The sequence below is a fragment of the Parabacteroides sp. An277 genome (genome assembly GCF_002159645.1).
Lineage (GTDB): Bacteria > Bacteroidota > Bacteroidia > Bacteroidales > Tannerellaceae > Parabacteroides.
Genome location: NZ_NFJB01000051.1, coordinates 1 through 20,766 on the forward strand (window position 1 = coordinate 1; position 20,766 = coordinate 20,766).

The 20,766-nt window shown below is 46.2% G+C and carries 12 protein-coding genes; 7 read left to right on the top strand and 5 right to left on the bottom strand.

Annotated elements, in window-relative coordinates; genetic code table 11:
* Positions 1-159: 159 nt before the first annotated feature.
* The 4 genes from nifJ to B5F77_RS14320 form a co-directional block, all read right to left on the bottom strand.
* Positions 160-3,708 (bottom strand): pyruvate:ferredoxin (flavodoxin) oxidoreductase, encoded by a 3,549-nt coding sequence (gene nifJ, locus B5F77_RS14305; protein ID WP_087331971.1) that lies wholly within the window; start codon positions 3,706-3,708, stop codon positions 160-162.
* 40 nt (positions 3,709-3,748) lie between these two features.
* Positions 3,749-4,927 (bottom strand): AAA family ATPase, encoded by a 1,179-nt coding sequence (locus tag B5F77_RS14310; protein WP_087331973.1) that lies wholly within the window; start codon positions 4,925-4,927, stop codon positions 3,749-3,751.
* 180 nt (positions 4,928-5,107) lie between these two features.
* Positions 5,108-5,782, bottom strand: coding sequence for a tRNA (guanosine(37)-N1)-methyltransferase TrmD (gene trmD / locus B5F77_RS14315; protein WP_087331975.1), 675 nt, complete (start codon positions 5,780-5,782; stop codon positions 5,108-5,110).
* Positions 5,783-5,787: 5 nt separating this feature from the next.
* Complete coding sequence (locus B5F77_RS14320) at positions 5,788-6,162, bottom strand: hypothetical protein (protein WP_087331977.1); 375 nt, start codon at positions 6,160-6,162, stop codon at positions 5,788-5,790.
* Positions 6,163-6,287: 125 nt separating this feature from the next.
* Between B5F77_RS14320 and B5F77_RS14325 the strand changes: the two genes are divergently transcribed.
* A complete protein-coding gene (locus tag B5F77_RS14325) occupies positions 6,288-8,315 on the top strand; it encodes a DNA topoisomerase 3 (protein ID WP_087331995.1) in 2,028 nt (675 codons plus the stop codon).
* Positions 8,316-8,600: 285 nt separating this feature from the next.
* Here B5F77_RS14325 and B5F77_RS14335 read toward each other — a convergent pair whose 3' ends face one another.
* Positions 8,601-9,491, bottom strand: coding sequence for a hypothetical protein (locus B5F77_RS14335; RefSeq protein WP_087331981.1), 891 nt, complete (start codon positions 9,489-9,491; stop codon positions 8,601-8,603).
* 199 nt (positions 9,492-9,690) lie between these two features.
* On the opposite strand from B5F77_RS14335, the gene B5F77_RS14340 reads away from it, so the two are divergent.
* From B5F77_RS14340 to B5F77_RS14365, 6 genes are all read left to right on the top strand, one after another.
* A complete protein-coding gene (locus B5F77_RS14340; protein ID WP_087331983.1) occupies positions 9,691-11,004 on the top strand; it encodes a DUF5690 family protein in 1,314 nt (437 codons plus the stop codon).
* A 1-nt stretch (position 11,005) separates the two neighbouring features.
* Complete coding sequence (locus tag B5F77_RS14345; RefSeq protein WP_087331984.1) at positions 11,006-12,232, top strand: FAD-dependent oxidoreductase; 1,227 nt, start codon at positions 11,006-11,008, stop codon at positions 12,230-12,232.
* A 94-nt stretch (positions 12,233-12,326) separates the two neighbouring features.
* Positions 12,327-13,112 (top strand): electron transfer flavoprotein subunit beta/FixA family protein, encoded by a 786-nt coding sequence (locus B5F77_RS14350; RefSeq protein WP_087331986.1) that lies wholly within the window; start codon positions 12,327-12,329, stop codon positions 13,110-13,112.
* Entirely contained in the window at positions 13,109-14,299 is a 1,191-nt protein-coding gene (locus tag B5F77_RS14355; protein ID WP_087331988.1) for an electron transfer flavoprotein subunit alpha, read from the top strand. The genes B5F77_RS14350 and B5F77_RS14355 overlap by 4 nt, the downstream gene beginning before the upstream one ends.
* Before the next feature lie 458 nt (positions 14,300-14,757).
* A complete protein-coding gene (locus B5F77_RS14360; RefSeq protein WP_087331991.1) occupies positions 14,758-18,156 on the top strand; it encodes a SusC/RagA family TonB-linked outer membrane protein in 3,399 nt (1,132 codons plus the stop codon).
* Positions 18,157-18,190: 34 nt separating this feature from the next.
* Complete coding sequence (locus B5F77_RS14365; RefSeq protein ID WP_087331993.1) at positions 18,191-20,086, top strand: SusD/RagB family nutrient-binding outer membrane lipoprotein; 1,896 nt, start codon at positions 18,191-18,193, stop codon at positions 20,084-20,086.
* The last annotated feature ends 680 nt before the right edge of the window (positions 20,087-20,766 follow it).

Genomic DNA, 20,766 nt, shown 5'->3' on the forward strand with positions numbered 1-20,766 from the left:
GTCTCGCCATGAGTTACGCGAGGCTTTCGCTACGAAACAACGAATGGAGGCAAACTATTACATTCATACGGACGCCATCCAGAAGCCTTTATTCATAAAAAAGAGGCTGTGCCAAAATAGACACAGCCTCTAATATGAGTTTATTGCAAATAGCTAATTTTATGCTTCTTTGCTCCAATCTTCAGCAGCCAGACGCTTGTAGCTGCGCAGACGCCATTTAGCGTTTTCTTCGGCAGCGGCAAACAATTCAGCAGCTTCTGTCGGATATTGCTTCATGACGGAAGCGAAGCGAACCTCACCCTTCAAGAAGTCTTGGAACTTGCTCCAATCCGGTTCTTTGCTATCCAGTGTGAACGGATTCTTGCCTTCAGCTTCCAAAGCCGGGTTGTAACGCCACAAGTGCCAGTAACCACATTCAACGGCAGCCTTTTCTTCTGCTTGAGATTTACCCATACCCTTCTTCAAACCGTGGTTGATACATGGAGCATAAGCAATAATCAATGACGGACCATCGTATGCTTCAGCTTCGCGCAATGCTTTCAACGTCTGAGCCTGGTCTGCACCCATTGCAATCTGAGCTACATAAACGTAACCGTAAGTCGTAGCCATCAGACCGAGGTCTTTCTTGCGAACGCGCTTACCAGAAGCCGCGAACTTAGCAATGGCACCCAGCGGAGTAGCCTTTGAAGACTGACCACCTGTATTTGAATAAACTTCCGTATCCAATACGAGGATGTTCACGTTCTTACCCGAAGCGATAACGTGGTCCAAACCACCGTAACCAATATCGTAAGAAGCACCGTCACCACCGATAATCCACTGTGAACGTTTAACGAGGAATTGTGACAAACCTGCAATCGTTGCACAAGCCGGACATTTATCCTTCGAAGCTTCCACCATCGGGATAATCTGCTCTGCTAATTCCTTCGTCTTGTCGGCATCGTTCTGATTGTCAATCCATGCCTGGAAAGCTTCTTTATATTCAGCCGGTGTGCCTTCGTATGCGATAGCATCTTCCATCGCTTTCTGGATGCGAGCACGCATCTTTTCGTTGGCCAATTCCATACCTAAACCGAATTCGCAGAAGTCTTCGAACAAAGAGTTAGCCCATGCCGGACCGTGTCCTTTTTCGTTGGTTGTGTATGGAGTAGAAGGCACAGAACCAGAGTAGATAGAAGAACATCCTGTTGCGTTAGAAACCATTTCGCGGTCGCCAAATAACTGCGTGATTAACTTCACGTACGGTGTCTCACCACAACCCGAGCAAGCACCAGAGAACTCGAACAACGGAGTAGCGAACTGTGAATTCTTTACATTCGACTTCACATCAACCAAGTGTTGTTTGCTCTTCACATTAGCTACGCAGTAATCCCAGTTTGCCGCTTCTGCCAACTGGCCTTCCAGCGGAACCATAGACAAAGCCTTGTTGCCCTTGAAGCCCGGACAAATATCCGCACAGTTACCGCAACCCAAGCAGTCCATAACGTCTACCTGCATACGGAACGCCATGCCCTTCATCGAAGCCGGAGCCTTCACCGCGATAGTAGCGAAGTTCGCACCCTTCTGCTCCTCTTCATCCAAAACAAACGGACGGATAGAAGCGTGAGGACAAACATACGCACACTGGTTACACTGGATACAGTTAGCCTCGTTCCAAACCGGTACGAATGCAGCTACGCCGCGCTTTTCATACTTCGCTGTACCTTGATACCATGTACCATCTTCAATACCTTTGAATGCAGATACCGGAAGCAAGTCGCCGTCTTGAGCGTTGATAGGACGAACCACTTCGTTGATAAACGCCGGATCATTATTAGCTGCCGGAGCCTCTACTTCCAAATTAGCCCAAGCCGGATCTACTGCCAATTGATGGTATTCACCACCACGGTCTACGGCAGCGTAATTCTTGTTCACTACATCTTCACCCTTCTTACCGTAAGACTTCACGATGAATTTCTTCATCTGCTCTACAGCCAAGTCTACCGGAATAACGCCTGTGATACGGAAGAATGCTGATTGCAGGATGGTGTTGGTACGATTACCCAACCCGATTTCCTGTGCAATCTTGGTTGCGTTGATGTAATAAACCGAAATATTATTCTGTGCGAAATATTTCTTAACCTTGTTCGGCAAATTCTTCGCCAGCTCTTCACCTTCCCAGATGGTATTCAACAAGAATGTACCGTTCTTACGCAAACCACGTGTCACATCATACATGTGCAGATAAGCCTGTACGTGGCAAGCCACGAAGTTCGGCGTATTCACCAAGTAGGTTGAACGGATTGGATGATCCCCGAAACGCAAATGCGAGCAAGTGAAACCACCCGACTTCTTCGAGTCGTAAGCGAAATAAGCCTGACAATATTTATTTGTATTATCACCGATAATCTTCACTGAGTTCTTATTGGCACCTACTGTACCATCAGCACCCAAACCATAGAACTTAGCTTCGAACATACCGTCGGCATCCAAAGCAACCTCTTCCTTCTTAGGCAGTGAAGTGAAGGTTACATCGTCTTCGATACCAATGGTGAATTGATTCTTCGGCATAGCCATAGCCAAGTTTTCATAAACAGCCAGAATCTGAGCAGGAGTTGTATCTTTAGAACCTAAACCATAACGGCCACCTACTACCAGCGGAGCATCTTCTACGCCATAGAAGCAATCCTTTACATCCAGATAAAGCGGTTCGCCATTTGCACCTGGTTCTTTCGTACGGTCTAACACAGCAATGCGCTTAGCCGTCTTAGGAACAGCAGCCAAGAAATGTTTAGCAGAGAACGGACGATACAAGTGAACAGAAACCAAACCTACTTTCTCGCCTTTAGCCATCAAGTAATCGATTGTCTCGCGGATAGCTTCCGTTACAGAACCCATCGCGATGATAACGCGGTCTGCATCTTCAGCTCCGTAATAATCGAACAAACCATGCTTGCGGCCTGTAATCTTAGAGATTTCGTTCATATACTCTTCTACGATAGCTGGAACAGCCTCATAGAAAGCATTTGCTGATTCACGATGCTGGAAGAAGTGGTCCGGGTTCTCAGCCATACCACGCGCAACCGGTTTCATCGGATTCAAAGCACGCGCACGGAATTCAGCCAAAGCTTCTTGGTCGATAAGCGGAGCTAAATCTTCATTATCCAACTTTTCAATCTTCTGGATTTCGTGCGATGTACGGAATCCATCGAAGAAGTTGATAAACGGAACGCGTGATTTGAGGGTAGCCAAATGAGCTACACCGGCCAAATCCATTACCTCCTGAACTGAACCTTCGCATAACATAGCGAAGCCTGTCTGGCGGCAAGACATGACATCTTGATGGTCGCCAAAGATACACAACGCATGAGAAGCCAACGTACGAGCCGATACATGGAATACGCAAGGAAGCAACTCGCCAGCAATCTTATACATATTCGGAATCATCAAGAGTAAACCTTGAGAAGCTGTATAAGTAGTTGTCAGAGCACCTGCTTGTAATGAACCGTGAACAGCACCTGCAGCACCACCTTCCGATTGCATTTCCTGTACCATAACTGTCTCGCCGAAGATATTCTTACGTCCGGCTGCAGCCCATTCATCTACATGCTCTGCCATGGTAGATGACGGTGTGATAGGATAAATCGCGGCTACTTCGCTAAACATATAAGATATATGTGCAGCAGCCTCGTTACCATCACATGTAATAAACTTTTTCTCTTTTGTCATAGATCTATAAACTATTAGTATGTTTGATACTTTTTTATTTTCAATATAAAAAACCAAATAACCAAAGCGGAATCACATGCCCTTCGCCTGCCTCCATCTTATCGACAGCATAAAACATATCGGCCGTGCCTTTGAACTTTGGATTTGTTTCAATACGGAAATTATATGCATCGTTTACCCAGAAGTTCGCATTCTTTTTTCCTTCGTGTAAAACGTTGTCTTTTTGTACTTGGTTGAAAAAGAATGTTTCGCATGCTACCTCTACGTCTACCTTATCGACCGGACTGATGGGATACATCAAGTTTGAATTATACATATATATCTTGGCTGGTTTCTTCGGAAAATCTTCTCCCGCTGGGTAAAGCATATTCACAAGACGTGCATCAGCCAGATATTTGATATAATTCATTACCGTCGCCCGCGAAGTCTCAATTTCCTTGCTCAATTGACTTACATTGGGCGAGCAAGGAGAGCTAATTGCTAACAGATAAAGCAATCTGCGCAATTTGGGCAAATAGGTTTGCTCGATTTGTTTGATGTACAATACATCGACTTCGAGCATCATGTTCATCGTCTTCAGCAAATTTTCGGAAAAGTTTCTCTTCTCCAAGAAAAACGGATAAAAGCCATGATGCAAATAGTTGTGGAAGTAATCCAGCGGACGTACTTTTGTGCAGATTTCTTTTGCTATTTCTTCATGCCGTTCGATAATATCCTGAAAGGTATAGGAGGGAAAATGGTTGTCCGACAACATATTCAAGTATTCGCGAAACGAGAAGCCGCGCAGGTTGTACGATACTACCTTTCCTGCCAAATCAGGGTCGTCTTTTAACCGCATGACTGACGAACCGGAGAATACAATCCGCAGATTGGGTAGATGCTCGTAGCAATAACGCAACTCTTTCGACCAGCCAGAATATTTAAACACTTGGTCGATTAGCAACACCCGCCCGCCTTTTGTACTGAACTCGGTTGCAAAATCTATCAGCGTACGCTCCGTAAAATAGAAATGGTTTAAATTCACATACAAGCATTCTCGATTATCCGCTCCAAAGTATTCGCGAGCATAATCCAAGAGGAAAGTGGTTTTTCCTACTCCGCGTGACCCTTTGATGCCAATCAACCGGTCGTTCCAGTCGATTTCATCCATTAATTCGCGTCGGACTAAGGGCTGCAAATGCTCAATCAAATACTTATGTGTGCGAAAAAAAGATTCCACTTGCCTTTCCTATTTTATCATTGCCTTATGTGGGGCAAAGATACGCATCTTATCCCAAATTGCAAAGCGGAGATTACAATTTAACGTGAATTCTTTTTAAATGCGCCTATAATCTTTTTCGATTCTCGTTATAATCCTTTTGGTTTATCGTTATAATTGAAAAGGATTATAACGATGGTTTTATTTTAATAAATCGGGGCGGAGGCGGGCGGTCCGCTCTTGTGCTTGCTGGAGTCGCCATTCTTCTATCTTTCGCTGGTGGCCAGAGAGCAATACGTCGGGGACTTTCCATCCTTTATAATCGGCTGGACGCGTATAAACAGGCGGTGCCAGGAGATTGTCTTGAAAAGAATCGGAGAGAGCACTTTGCTCGTCTCCTATCACACCGGGTATCAGTCGCACGATGGCATCCGAGATAACCGCGGCCGCCAGTTCGCCTCCCGTAAGGACATAGTCGCCTATCGAAATTTCCTTCGTAATCAAATGTTCGCGAATACGGTAATCTACGCCTTTATAATGCCCGCAAAGGATGATTAGATTGCCCAAGAGCGACATGCGATTGGCCATGGGCTGGTCGAACGTCTCGCCATCGGGCGAGGTGAAGATTACTTCGTCATACGTCCGTTCGCTTTGTAATGCGGTAATAGCCCGGTCGATAGGTTCGATTTGCATCACCATGCCAGCCTCGCCTCCAAACGGATAATCATCTACACGTCGCCATTTGTTGGTCGTGTAATCGCGCAGATTGTGTAAATGTATTTCGGCTAATCCTTTGTCTTGTGCTCGTTTTAAGATTGAACAATGAATCATCCCTTCAATCATTTCAGGTAAAACCGTCAGTATGTCTATGCGCATCTTCCTTACTTGTCTATTCGTTTGAGTTTCTTTTTTAAAAGTAATTTGCCATCAAACGTATAATAATAGATGTCGTTCACGTTACCCAAGACGATGAGTTGCTCTTTGACGGCATCGACCAGATAACCGGCTACTTGTATCTCTTCCGGCTGGGTGATTTGGCAAATGAAATCTCCCTCCCGATTAAAGCGGTACAATGTTTTTTGGCTTACGACGAACAGGTTATTTCCCTCTTCGTGCATGTCGTGCGCATCTCGGATATGGAATCCATCGGCCGTCAAAGGCTTTTCGATATCCTCTCGCCCTATATTATTATGGTATAAGAATGCGCCACATACTATCAGCACCAGTGCCAGAATCCACCATCTTGCCAGTTTCATACGTTTGCTTTTTTATTTCTCTTTTAGAAAACGGAGAAAGGAAAGGTTTATTTTATCCTGGGAAGAATTATTTCCGAAGAATCCATTTTTTTAAGTACTTTTGCATGGAAAAAGAAGGATTAAAGATGAAAGTGTGTATTGCGGAAAAACCGAGTGTAGCGCGTGAAATTGCAGAAGTATTGGGCGCTACCCAGCGGAAAGAGGGATATATAGAAGGAAACGGATACCAAGTGACATGGACGTTTGGCCATTTGTGTACCCTCAAAGAACCACACGATTACACGCCTAACTGGAAGCAATGGAGTCTCTCGTCGCTTCCGATGGTGCCGCCCCGCTTTGGTATCAAGCTTATCAGCAATCCGACGTACGAACAACAATTCAAAGTCATTGAACACTTGATGCAGCAGGCCGAGATGATTATCAATTGCGGCGATGCGGGTCAAGAGGGTGAATTGATTCAACGCTGGGTGATGCAAAAGGCAGGTGCGAAATGCCCTGTTTATCGTCTTTGGATTTCTTCTCTGACGGAAGAGGCTATCCGCGAAGGATTCCGCCAATTGAAAGAGCAATCAGAATTCAATCGGTTGTATGAAGCGGGACTTTCCCGAGCGATTGGCGATTGGTTGCTGGGCATGAATGCGACCCGTCTTTATACGCTCCGCTATGGGCAAAATCGGCAGGTGCTTTCCATCGGACGCGTACAAACGCCAACGCTCGCTCTTATCGTGAATCGCCAAACGGAAATTGATAACTTCAAACCCGAACCTTATTGGGAGTTGAAGACGGTATATCGGAACGTGACCTTTTCGGCTACGAAGGGTAAGTTTACAAAGAAGGAAGAGGGAGAGGCTTTCCTGGATACGGTAAAGCAGGCTGATTTTACGGTCACGGACATTTCCGAGAAAAAAGGCAAGGAATACGCCCCTCGTCTGTTCGATTTGACCTCTCTCCAAGTGGAATGCAATAAAAAATTCGCGTTTACGGCCGAAGATACGCTCAAGCTCATCCAATCGCTTTACGAAAAGAAGGTAACCACTTATCCGCGTGTAGATACCACTTTCCTGAGCGAAGATATTTATCCGAAAGTGCCGGCCACGCTCAAAGGGCTGGTAAACTATACGGAGTTGGTGCAACCTCTCCTCGAGAAGAAACTCCCGAAAAGCAAGCGCGTGTTCGATAATACGAAGGTAACGGACCATCATGCCATTATCCCGACCGGAGTGCCTGCCCGTGGCTTGACGGACAATGAAATGAAAGTGTATGATTTGGTGGCACGTCGCTTCCTGGCGGCCTTTTATCCGGATTGTGAAATATCGACTACTACGGTTTTAGGTAAAGTGGACAAGGTGGAGTTTAAGGTGACAGGAAAACAGATACTCAAACCGGGGTGGCGGGTTGTCTTTGGGGCCGAGGTGAAAGAGGAGGAGGCTAATCCGCAAGAAGAGAATGCTGTTCTCCCCGAATTTACGAAGGGGGAAAGTGGTCCTCATCAACCTGTGTTGAAAGAGACTTGGACGACGCCTCCTAAACCTTATACCGAAGCTACCTTGCTTCGCGCGATGGAAACCGCTGGTAAGTTGGTTGACAATGACGAACTGCGTGATGCGCTGAAGGAAAACGGTATTGGTCGCCCTTCGACGCGTGCCGCCATCATCGAGACTCTCTTCAAGCGTAATTATATCCGCAAGGAGCGCAAAAGCCTTTATCCGACGGCTACGGGTAAAGAGTTGATTGGTACGATTCACGAGGAACTCTTAAAGAGTGCCGAACTGACCGGGCTTTGGGAGAAGAAGTTACGTCAGATTGAACGGGGTACATACGAAGCCCGTACTTTCCTCGAAGAGTTGAAGCAGATGGTAAATCAAATCGTCCTGAATGTCCTTTCGGATTCGACCGCGCGCCGTATCACCATCGAAAGCAAACCGGCCGAAAAACCGACCGAAAAGAAAGAGAAGAAGGAACGCAAACCGCGCAAGCCGCGTGCTCCTAAGCTGGTCTGTCCGCTTTGTAAGAAAGGGACTATCCTGCGGGGAAAGACGGCGTACGGCTGTTCGGAGTATAAGAACGGGTGCCAGTTCCGGTTGGATTACGCCGCGTATGGTGCCGACCTTACCGACGAACAATTAGGGCAAGTCCTCCAAAACTATAAGTAATCTCCGGATAAAGTTCGCTGTGTCGTCAGGAAGTTTTCCGACATGTCGGAATCGTTCGCCGCGTCGTCGGGAGGCTTTCCGACATGTCGGAATCGTTCGCCACGTTGCCGGGAAGCTTTCCGACATGTCGGAATCGTTCGCTGCGTTGTCGGGAGGCTTTCCGACATGTCGGAATCGTTCGCTGCGTTGTCGGGAGGCTTTCCGACATGTCGGAATCGTTCGCCGCATCGTCGGGAGGCTTTCCGACATGTCGGAATCATTCGCTACGTTGCCGGGAAGCTTTTCTTAAAGCATATTCAAGAGCTGCTTTTCTTGTTTCAAGACGGAAAGGTCCTTTTCTGGCGAAGTGAGCATCAGGCTTTTGATAAGATCGCCCGTTTCGCAGGTATATTCATAATAGGCCTGCTCTTCGTCGGTCAGCTTGTCTTTGGGGATGACCTCCGTACGCATCTCTCCAAATTGCTCTAACGGGATTTCCTCTCCTTGGCGGACAAAAAGGATGCGACGGGCAATGGGGTTTCGATTATAGTCGTGCGTCAGGTAAATTCCCTTGATTAAGGTAGGGAATTCAAGGACAGGAAGCTGCAGGTAAACTACCTTTAAAGCCAATTGCAGCTGTTTTTGTTCGTTGAATAGCAAGTAACCAATCTGAAAGGGCGAAAAGATACCCACGCCCACGTAGTAATCGCCCGCCATGTTCTGCGAATAGACGCGCGGCATCGTCTCGCCTTCCGTCATAGCCGCAATCATATAGGGTTCGACCTTTAGTCCGTCGGAAAACGAAGAGGCGCTATACGCCAGATATAAACCTGTGTAAGCACTGACATTGGGTAAATAGCGGATGGCTTCTTTCTCCAAATCATCGAAGAAGGGACGCCCGCTGTTTTTCAGAATCGAAAGCCGCGGGTCGATATGGCAAACCTTTTCGTAAAGAGTATCCAGGCTGCCTTTTAACCGGCGTTTCGAGACGTTGTTGACTTGCTGAAGCGCGTGCTCCAAAGCCTTTTCTTCCTCTTCGCCATTTGAAACCAGATTCACATACGTAGGCAGTACCGAAGAATAGAGTGAAGACAATACACTCGATGCTATATCCATCTCTTCTGAAATATCCTTCATGCGCACTCCCGATTCACGCAACTTCTTCATTCGCTCGTAAAGAGCCACCAATTTATCCATCTCTGTATTTGTTTAAATCTTTTTGCAAAGATACATTTCTTATGTTTCACCTTTATTGCAGAGATTACAATCCCGTTGCATAAACATGATATAATAATGACATAATAAACCGGGTGCCTTGGCAGACTATAATACATCATAAATTAATTCTTTCAGAGAAAAGGGCTAAATACCTTTGCACCAGAAAATCAGAAAAGCAATGATGATAAAGAACAAACAACTTTCGGATATTTTATTTATCCTCTGGGCAGGCGGGGCGGCGTTGCTTTCTTATTCGCTGGTCTACGCTTTGCGTAAGCCTTATACGGCAGCTGCGTTCGAAGGGTTGACATTCTTCGGGACGGATTACAAGGTGGCAGTTACGACCATCCAGATAGTCGGTTACCTGATTGCCAAGTTTTGTGGCATTAAAATCATTTCCGAGCTAAGGAGGGAGAACCGTTTCCGTTTCTTTGTGGGTTCTGCTTTGTTGGCAGAGGCTTCGCTCGTAGGATTTGGATTATTGGAAGCACCCTATAATGTGGTGGCGATGTTCATCAATGGGCTTTCATTAGGATGTATGTGGGGCGTGATATTTAGCTTTATTGAAGGACGGAAAGTGACCGATATGTTGGCAAGCCTTTTAGGGGTAAGCATAGTGTTCAGTTCCGGTATTGCAAAGAGTTTCGGGCTCTTTGCCATGAACGAATTGCATATCGATGCCTTTTGGATGCCAGCCGCTATTGGAGGAGTGGCGTTGCCGCTTCTGCTCCTTATGGGATATTTATTGAAGATATTGCCACCTCCTACGGCAGAGGATATAGCCTTGCGCAACGAGCGGGTTGTCTTAGACGGGAAAGGACGGAAGGCCTTGTTTCGCCAATACGCTCCGATACTAACGTTACTTTTTATTGGGAATTTTATGCTACTTATGTTGCGTGATATCAAAGAGGATTTCTTGGTCAATATCCTTGATATGAGTAATCAGTCCTCTTGGATGTTTGCCCGGGTGGATACGATTGTGACGCTCGTGATTCTGGCAATCTTTTCCCTTTTTATCTTCTGCCGGAATAATATCCGAGCGTTGATGAGCCTGATGGTTTTGGTAGTGGCTGGATGTATGTCGATGACTTATATAGCCTATCACTACGAGACGTTGCATCTCTCGCCTGTCGTATGGTTATTTCTCATCAGTTTATCGCTGTATGTAGCTTATTTGACGTTCCAAACGATTTTCTTCGACCGGTTCATTGCTTGTTTTCGCATCAAAGGGAATGTGGGTTTCTTTATTGCCATGATTGATTTTATCGGTTATTTAGGTACTGTATCCCTGCTTGCTACCAAGGAATTCTTGAATATAGACATGAATTGGTTTGCGCTTTTCAACCATTTGGCTTGTTTTGTGGGGGCAGTTTGTACGATACTTTTCGTCATTGCCGGATTCCTTATCTTTAAGCGATATCGCCAGCGGGTGAAAGCGAAAGAGATTCAACCGGAAGAAATTTTGATAAATCCTCAATACAATACAATTTGATATGAATACTACTTACAACATCCTCATCATTGGGGGCGGATTGCTGGGATGCGCTACGGCTTACCAACTTGCCAAGCGGAGAGCCGGACGGATTGCCGTTGTCGATGCGAACGACATCGCTTCGCAAGCCTCTGCTCGGGCAGCCTGTTTGTTGACGCGTGCTCGCACTAAGCCTGCTTTGATGGAAATGGTACAAGAAACGTATGATTGCATCGATGAGATTGAATCGCTCTTGGGCGAATCGTTGGAGTTGCAGACTTGTGGAAGTATCACTATAGCCTCGTCGGAGATTTCCCGTAAAGGGGTAGAAGCCTTGGAGGAGGCTGCCACGCGTTTTGGTATTCCAAACGAACGTATTTCGCGGGAAAAAACCAAAGCATTGCTTCCGTGGATAGAAACGGCCGATATCGACCTTTCGCTTTATATGCCGACAGATGCGTTTATCGATTCGGCGGTGTTATGTAATGGATATGCACAAGCCGCACGTCGGTTGGGTGTAGATTTTCGAACGAACCAACCTGTCTCGGCTATCTTGACGGAAAACGGGGCAGTGAATGGCATTGCATTGGCGAACGGGACGAAGATAGAAGCGGATATCGTAGTGAATGCGGCAGGGTCATGGGCTAATTTGTTGATGCGTCCACTTGGCATAGGTTTACCTTTCACGCCTGTTCGGAGTCACTTTTGGATTTCTGCTATCGATAAAGAACGATTCCCGGCCAATCATCCTTTTACGGTCATTCCGGATGCCCGTGCGTTTACCCGTTCGGACGTAGGTGCCCTGATTATTGGTTTGCGTGAAAGCCAATGTCAGTCGTTCGATCCTTCTACTTTAACTCGCCGTCTGGAGGATTTCGATTTCAACAAGGCGGCAAAGTGGCAAGTGCTCGACGAGTGTGCTCCGCTTTTAAAGCGTTTCTTGCCGGATATAGACGATTTGCCTATTGCGCACTATATGGCAGGTCCTTCCTGTTATGTGCCTGATGCGATGTTTATCATCGGGGCACTTCCGGCTTATAAAGGCTTGTATACGGTTACGGGATGTTGCGGCGGAGGTGTAGCAGCCGGTGGTGGCATGGGACGTTTGGCGGCCGAGCTGATTTTAGGTGAGACTCCGTTCGTCGACCCGAAGTATTTCGACCCAGCCCGTTTTGGCGAAGTAGATCCTTTCTCGGCTGAATTCCAGAAGCGATGTGCCGATGCTCGTTCGAACAAGAAAGGAGGATAGGAGGGATGTCGTCGGAATCCAGGCGGAATCCCCAAGAAATATAACGATAAACCTAAAGGAATATAACGATAATCCAAATGAATTATAGGCATACATGAAACGATATATAGTATTTCTGAAACAAGTGCCTCTTTCGACGCACGTAGCTATCGACCCGAAGACAAATACTTTGAAGCGGGCTTCGGCGATGACGCAAACGAATCCGGACGACCTTTATGCGCTCCAAGCGGCACTCGATTTGAAAAAACAGACGGAGGCTGAGGTAGTGGCTGTCAGTATGGGACCGGCTTCGGCTGTTGAAGTCTTGCACGAAGCGTTGCAACGGGGAGCTGACCAGGCGGTGTTGCTCTCTTCGCCTGTCTTTGCGGGAAGCGATACGTGGTGTACAAGCCGTGTCTTAGCGACGGCTGTCCGGAAGTTGGGTTCGTTCGATTTGCTCTTTTTCGGACGGATGGCTATTGATGGCGATACGGCGCAAGTGGGACCGGAGGTGGCAGGTCAGTTGAATATCCCGCAAGTAACGCAACTGTTGGGCATTGAGCGTGTGGAAGCATCTCATATTTATGTAAACAAACAGGCTGATGTGATGCGGCAAACCTTGGAAATACAACTTCCTTGTGCTTTGATGGTAGGGAAGGAGTATGGTAACCTGGCGAATCCGACATTGCGGGGGTGGCGTTGGGCCGAAGCGCAAACGATTGTTCGTTGGGATGAACATGACTTGGACTTGACACGGCAAGAGGTCGGATTGGATGCCTCGCCTACGCAAGTTGTCCGCACAGAAGTTCCCCGGCAAGAGAAGGTTATCCAATGGCTCGCCGATGGTGAGCAGTTTCTGGCTCAAATCCAGGCATTAACCCTTAAAGCAAACGAAAGATGAAGAATGATACATTTCCTTTGAGATTAGATAAAGAGGCGTGCATCTCGTGTGGCGCCTGTGTGGAAAGTTGTGCATACCAGGCTATTCGTATGGATGATTATCCTGAAATCCAGCCGGATGCTTGTCGCTTGTGTGGAAGTTGCGTAGAGGCATGTCCCGCCGGGGCTTTGACCTTGAAAAAGGCCGAAAGAGTTGTCTCTCCATGGCATGCGAATGCGGAAGGCGTATATGTATTGGCCGAGACGGAAGGGGGCGTATTGACCTCGGTAACATTCGAATTGCTGGGTAAAGCGACGGAACTGGCTCGCAAACGGCATAGTGTGGTTTCGGCGTTGCTTGTCGGGGCGGATGTCCAGCCTTTGGCGCATGAGTTGATACGTCGGGGAGCCGACCGGGTGCATGTGGCGGAGTCTCCGCTTTTGGCTTCGTATATAGATGAACATTATGCTGCGGTGACAGCTCGATTGGTTCAAGAGCTTCAACCGGAGATATTGTTGGTAGGAGCTACTCCGAAGGGACGTGGGCTTTCGGCCCGTTTGGCTTCGCTCTTACAAACGGGGTTGACGGCGGATTGCACCTCTTTGGATATTGACCCAGCAAGCGGTTTGCTCCATCAAGTACGTCCGGCGTTTGGAGGGAATCTGATGGCGACCATCGTTACGCCGGTCCATCGTCCGCAGATGGCTTCCGTCCGTCCGGGGATTATGCAAGCCTTGCCAGCCGAGGAGCGAAAGGGTGAAATTATTTGTCACGATTTAACTGGTTTCCAAGTCGACCCGCGTATTCACCTTGTGTGTGAGACGAAAGAGAAACAAACCGCCGAGGCCTGGGATAATAGCCGGATTATCGTCGGTATCGGACGAGGTGTCAAGAAACTGGAAACGGTACGGAAAATCCAGGCTTGGGCGGAACGCATCGGGGCAGAGGTTGCCGGTTCACGTGCCGCTGTCGAAGCGGGACTGGTAGATGCGCATCGCCAAGTGGGGCAAACCGGACATACCATTGCGCCCGACCTTTACATTGCCATTGGTATTAGCGGGCAAATCCAACATACGGCTGCTATCCAAGGTTGCAAACACATCTTGGCGGTTAATCCCGATGCAAATGCTCCAATCTTCAGCTTGACAGACCAAGGTTGGGTAGCTACAGCCGAAGATTTCTTGCGGGCTATCGGGCAGGAAGGTTAAGGACGCTCCGTTTCCATTACCTTTATACAAAACAGGCTGCTTTCCTAACCTTTGTCTGCAGACAAGGTTCCGGAAGGCAGCCCTTGCTTTTTCAGATTCGTATGGCTTGTTTATAGGTAGTGCCTCTCTTCGCGCGCGTACATATATATATATATTATAAGGGGCAGTGGTCTATAGGGGTGTTTTAACATTTGCAGGGTTAAAATAGTGTAGCATTAGGTATAAAAAAAGTGGTTGTGAAGAAAAAATAGATAGGGATAATATTTTTTCAATTTCGTGCTTGTTTTTAAGGAAAGAATAACTACATTTGTAGCGTTTCTACGTGAATCATGGGTGGAAATGAGGTGGCTATATGTAAGCCATGTCAAGAAATAAAAAAGGTAAGTAGGCTAACCTATTGGTTCCGTTGAGGTAAGAAGGATTTATAGTTTAATTAATAACTAACTAAACAAATATTTATGCCAAACAAGACAACAAACTCTATTTGTTTGCTGCTGGTGGCTACTGCATTGAGCATTACAGGTAATGTGTATGCAGAAATAGCACCGGCAAACCCGAATGCCCTCCGTGCACAGCAGGATGGCTCGATTACGGGTACGGTAGTGGATGCTTACGGGCCAGTCATCGGCGCTTCCGTAATCATCAAGGGAACAACGACAGGTAATATTACCGACTTGGATGGTAAATTTACCTTGGAAGGTGTGAAGAATGGCGATGTCATTCAGATCTCCTACGTCGGGTATGTAACGCAGGAGATTGTCTACAATGGTCAGGCGTCTATCGACGTGACTTTGAAAGAGGATTCGGAACAACTCGAAGAGGTGGTGGTGACGGCCTTAGGTTTGAAGCGTGAAGAGAAAGCCTTGGGTTATGCCATGACTGAGTTAAAGGGTGACGACTTGAAAGCTGCTAACTCTATCTCTCCTATTGCCGGTTTGCAAGGTAAAGTTGCCGGTGTGGATATCGCTGCATCCGATGGTGGTATCTTCGGTGCAACTAAGATTCAAATTCGTGGTGCCTCTACCATGGGAGACAACAACCAGCCTATCTACGTGGTTGATGGAGTGATTCTGGATAACGACATTTCCGGTAACGATGACTTGAACTGGGGGCAAGATTCAAATGACTATGGTAATGAATTGAAGAACTTGAACCCGGATGACTTCGAATCAGTATCCGTCCTGAAAGGTGCAGCTGCAACAGCTCTCTACGGTTCACGTGGTTTGAACGGTGCCGTCATCATCACCACCAAGAGCGGTAAGGCCGGCAGTGGTTTAGGTGTCAGCTTCTCGCAGTCAGTTGGTATCGATCATGCGTATAAGACTCCAGCTATTCAGACTACTTATGGTGATGGTATGATTGTGGGTTATGCAGATACGGATGGAAACGGTAGTATTTGGGATCCGTTCCAATTTACAGTTAATCAGCAAGGCCAGCATACTTTGATCAATACATATGGATTTGGTTTTGGACCGCGTTATGATGGTAGCCAGATTGAGAATTACGATGGTACAATGACTACTTATTCACCTATTAAAAACAATATGTTGGATATGTATGAATTGGGTGTCAATACCAATACCAACGTGGCAATTCATGGTGGAAATGATAAGACAACATTCTATTCTTCTCTTTCTTATAAACATGCCAGTTCAAATACTCCGAATAATACTTTCGAGCGTTATTCTCTCTTATTGAAAGGTACACATAAGCTGAGTGACCGTGTAGATGTAGCCGCTTCTGTTACATTCGCTAATTCTACGCCGCGCAATGCAGCACGAAATGTAGGTGAAGAGTTCGTATATGGTAACTATACGCCACTTTATGATGCTAATTACTTTAAAGATAAGTATTTGGGAGAACATGGCGGTTTAGCAAGCACCGAATATGGAGATAAGTACGGGAATGTTCCTGGTAAGGATTATTGGTTCCAAATCAATCACTACGACTATCGCCAGAAGGAAACCGTGATTCGTCCGACCTTTGAAGTAAACGTACAATTATTCGATTGGTTGAAGTTCAAGGCTGATGGTAATATGAACTATTACTATACCCGTGCTGAAGACAAGCAATTGGGATATGGTTTTGCTAATGATGGTGGTTACTTCGCTATTTCACAAAACTCGAAAGAACAAACTACATTTGGTGGTACGTTGACTTGGAATAAGACTTTCAAAGAAGATTGGTATGTAGGTGGTTTTGCTCGCTTTGAATATTATAATACCATCTCTAACTACTATAAGGTATATACCGATGGTGGTATGGTTGTTCCTGGACAATGGTTCGTAGATAACTCTAAGAATCCTAAAAAGTCAGAAGGTGGCATTCAAACGCAGAAGCGGATGCTTTCAGCCATTGTGGCTTTGAACTTGGGTTGGAAGAACCAAGTCTACTTGGATATCACAGGACGTAACGACTGGTCTTCAGCCTTGGTATATTCCAATGGTACAGGTAATCACTCTTACTTCTATCCTTCGGTTTCCGGTTCATGGATTATTAGCGAAACCTTCCGCGATCGTCTACCGGAATGGATCTCCTTCTTAAAAGTACGCGGTTCTTGGGCACAGGTAGGTAACGATACGGATCCTTATTATGTAAATCAAGCGTATGGTTTTAGCTCTATCGAATTGCCATCAGGCGGTAATATTTATACAAATACATTGGACATGATTATGAAGTCTGCTGATTTGAAGCCGGAACGTAAGAATGCATGGGAAATCGGTTTGGATTGGCGTATGTTCAATAACCGCTTCAATATTGATGCTACCTACTACCGCGAGAATACAAAAGACCAAATTATGGAGATTGCCGAACCCTCTATTTCTGGTGTAAGTACGCAGTTGATTAATGCGGGTAATATCCAGAATCAAGGTGTGGAATTGGCTATCAATACAACGCCTTACCAGAATAAGGATTGGCAATGGGATTTGAACTTTACCTGGACAAAGAACGTCAGCAAGATTGTCGAACTTCACCCGGATGCTGCTGAGTACATTACATTACAAGGTCAAGTAAATGCATATGATTATCGTATCGGCTCTGTAGCTAAGGTAGGTAGTACTTACGGTATGTTGATGACCGATATCTTGCCCGCACGGGATGACCAAGGTCGTATGATTTTGACTTATAATGATTCCCGGCGTGCCGCTTATGCGCAGCGTAGCGGTGTGGTAGAAGAATTGGGTGATATGACTCCGGACTTCTTAGGTTCTATGAATACGACTTTGCATTGGAAAGACCTGAGTCTGTATGTGGGTTTGGATATGCGTATCGGCGGTTTGGTAGCGATGTATAGTAACCGTTATGGTTCGTATGCCGGTTGGACGGAATCATCATTGGCTTATCGTGATGAAGAACATGGTGGTTTGACATTTACCAGCCAATATGCCGATAGTAAGGATATTACTTATCATGATGGTGTCGTTTTGGATGGTGTGTTTGCAGATGGTACGGTTGTAACGGGCATCGATGGACAAGCGCATGATATTAGCGGCATGTCGCACCAAGAGGCGATTGATGCGGGCATTATCGAGCCAACCCATGCCAGCGCATATCATTTTTACATGAACGATTGGGGAACTGGTACAGTTAACGACGACTGGGTGCATGAACTGAGTTACATTGCCCTGCGTGATGTTTCATTGAATTATCGCTTACCGACTACATGGGCAGAAAAGATTAAGGCGAAGAGCCTGAATGTTGGTTTCTCCATGCGTAACGTATGTTATTTGTATAATTCATTGCCCAATGGTATCAATCCGGAAACGGTTCGTGGTAACCGTTCGGCTGAGTTCCGTATCCGTGGTTACGAACCGTTTATCCGGAACTATACATTCAACGTGAGCGTAGAGTTCTAAAAGTGAGTACTTACTATTTAAACAAGAAAAGATTATGAAATTAAAATATTTAGCAATCGCATGTTTGTTGGGTATGGGAGGAGCATCATTCACTTCTTGTACGGATGAGTTTGCTGAAATCAACTCGTCAGAGAAGGACATTAACAATCCGGATCTCCGTTACCTGTTTACCCAATGTTTGTTTGAATTTGAACCCATGGATTATTCCGCTTGGTTCTATGATATTCCGCGTATGAGTACTTGGGCTCAATGTACAGGAAGTACAGGAGGTAACCAAAGTAATTTCAATTTGATTACAGAGCAGGGCAGTATTGGATATGCGGTTAATGACGTATTACGATATGCCAATGACTTACGTTACCATATTTCCCAGTTATCAGACGACGAAAAAGCCAAATACGAATATATGGGTTATTTGTGCTATCCGCTAGAAGTATTCTTAGGCATGAACGATAGCGATATGTATGGCTCCCGCCAATATTCGGAGGCCGAACAGGGGCGTTATACGGATCCTCCTATTTTCAAGCCTAAATATGATACACAAGAGGAATTAGTAAATATCTGGTTGGACGAATTGGATCAGACTATCAATTATTTGACCTCCCATCCAGACTTGGAAGACTTACTGACTACGCAAGATTTCATCTATAATGGGGATCTGAGCAAATGGGCAAAATTCGCCAACTCCTTGAAGTTGAAGATTGCGGCTCGCTTAATCAATAAGGATCGTCAACGGGCACTTCAGATTGTCAACGAAGTGACAGCAAGTTCGGCAGGTGTATTGGAAAGCAGTGCGGATGATTTCGTATACAACCGTGGGCGCTACAACAACCACTGGAATAACGATTTCCCAGATGCTATAGCCAGTGAAACGTTGATGAACTTTATGAAAGCAAACAAGGATACTCGTCTGTTGAGTGCCTTTGAAAAGAATGAATTCAACGGTCCGGTAATGCAAGCCTTCTTAGACCAAGGCAAGGAAATCCCGCCTTACATTGCAGAACAAGCTAACTTCTCGACTGATGGAAAGACATTCTTAGGTTGGAAGACGGAAGAAGAGGGCGGTATCGGTGGCGAACCTTGGGTACGCTATTATGGTGCTCCGATTGAAATTGATGCGGGGAATAATACAGAATACCAATGGATATTCGACCCGACGGGATTGTTGCTGCAATTGCAGACTTCAGCCGGAGGTACGCGTAATTATAATCCGGTATCTTATCGTAATCAGGAATTGGTAAAGGGTATCTATGACTTTACGTATCCGGATGCACCGGACGCTACGCCGCAGACCGATACACGGACAACGGCGTGGTATGGTATCTATTTCTCTTCCGCAGAAGTAAATCTGTTATTAGCTGAGTTTAACCTTTTGGGTGCCAGCACACCGAAGTCTGCGCAGCAACACCTGACAGACGGTTGCCGACAATCGGCTGAAATGTTCGACCGTGCAGCTGAGTTGAATCAAGTTCCTTATTATACGGAAGTTTGTAACAACGACCCGTTGGATGCTACGATTCAGGTTACAAGTGATATGATTGAAGAGATGTTGGATCACGATGCGTTCAAGTTAACAGGTGACAAGAAAGCTGATTTAGAGAAGGTCTATATCCAGCAATATATCCATTACATCCTGAACCCGATCGACCAATTTGTGAATGTGCGTCGTTCCGGTGTACCGATGAAGGGCAGTTCAATTTTGCCATGGCAAGAGTTCAGCGAAGTAATCGATTATACTACATTGCTCCCTCGCCGTTGCCGCACAATGGAACCATCTCCAACTGATCAGCTGCGCGACATTACGATTGCTGCATACGAAGCACAAGGATTCACCTATGGCACGAACAGTAACGACCCGGCCACATTGAATACGGAACGTGTATGGTACGACCAGGAGAACCCGCAATTCGGTGCAGGTCCGAATATGTAATCAACCTTATTAAATAACCAAGTAGTCGGGGCACATGCCCCGGCTGCTTGCTAAACTTGTATAGATGCCTTGATTGGTATCTATATAACCGAGGGGGTAACCTGAAGAGGTCTTTATTTTCTGAAAGACAAATAGCTAAGAGGGAATCAGAGGACGGAGAAACCGTCCCACCATGCTTAACTGCAGGTCGAAGCGAAGCGAGGCCTGCAGAGTTCAAGCATACGATGCACCGCAGGCCTCGCCGATGGCTTCGACCTGCGGCTACCTGAAGTTCGACCCCTTTGAGGTCGAGGGGATGGGGATAGTCTCCCCGCAGGTGCCGTTTCACGCCACCCACGGTTAAGCATAGTTCGACGGCTTTGCCGTCTGCTACCTATAGACAGGAGAAAAAGTTCCCTTTGGGAGGGATGCAGACGCCCTATAGGAAGGGTGTTGACACCTATAAGAAGTGTCCTTGACACTTCCCATAAGTATCCCTGACACTTCCCATAAGTGTCGGTGACACTTCCTATAAGTGTCCCTGACACTTCCTATAAGTGTCGACACAGGGTTTTAGAATGAATGGTTAAAATAGCTCAGTAGAAATTTAGTGGGGATATGCATATAGTTTTGCAATACGGAATAAGAAGAACTTCTTGTCTGCAACCCCTCTGAGGTTTGCTCTGAATAGTTTGATTTTA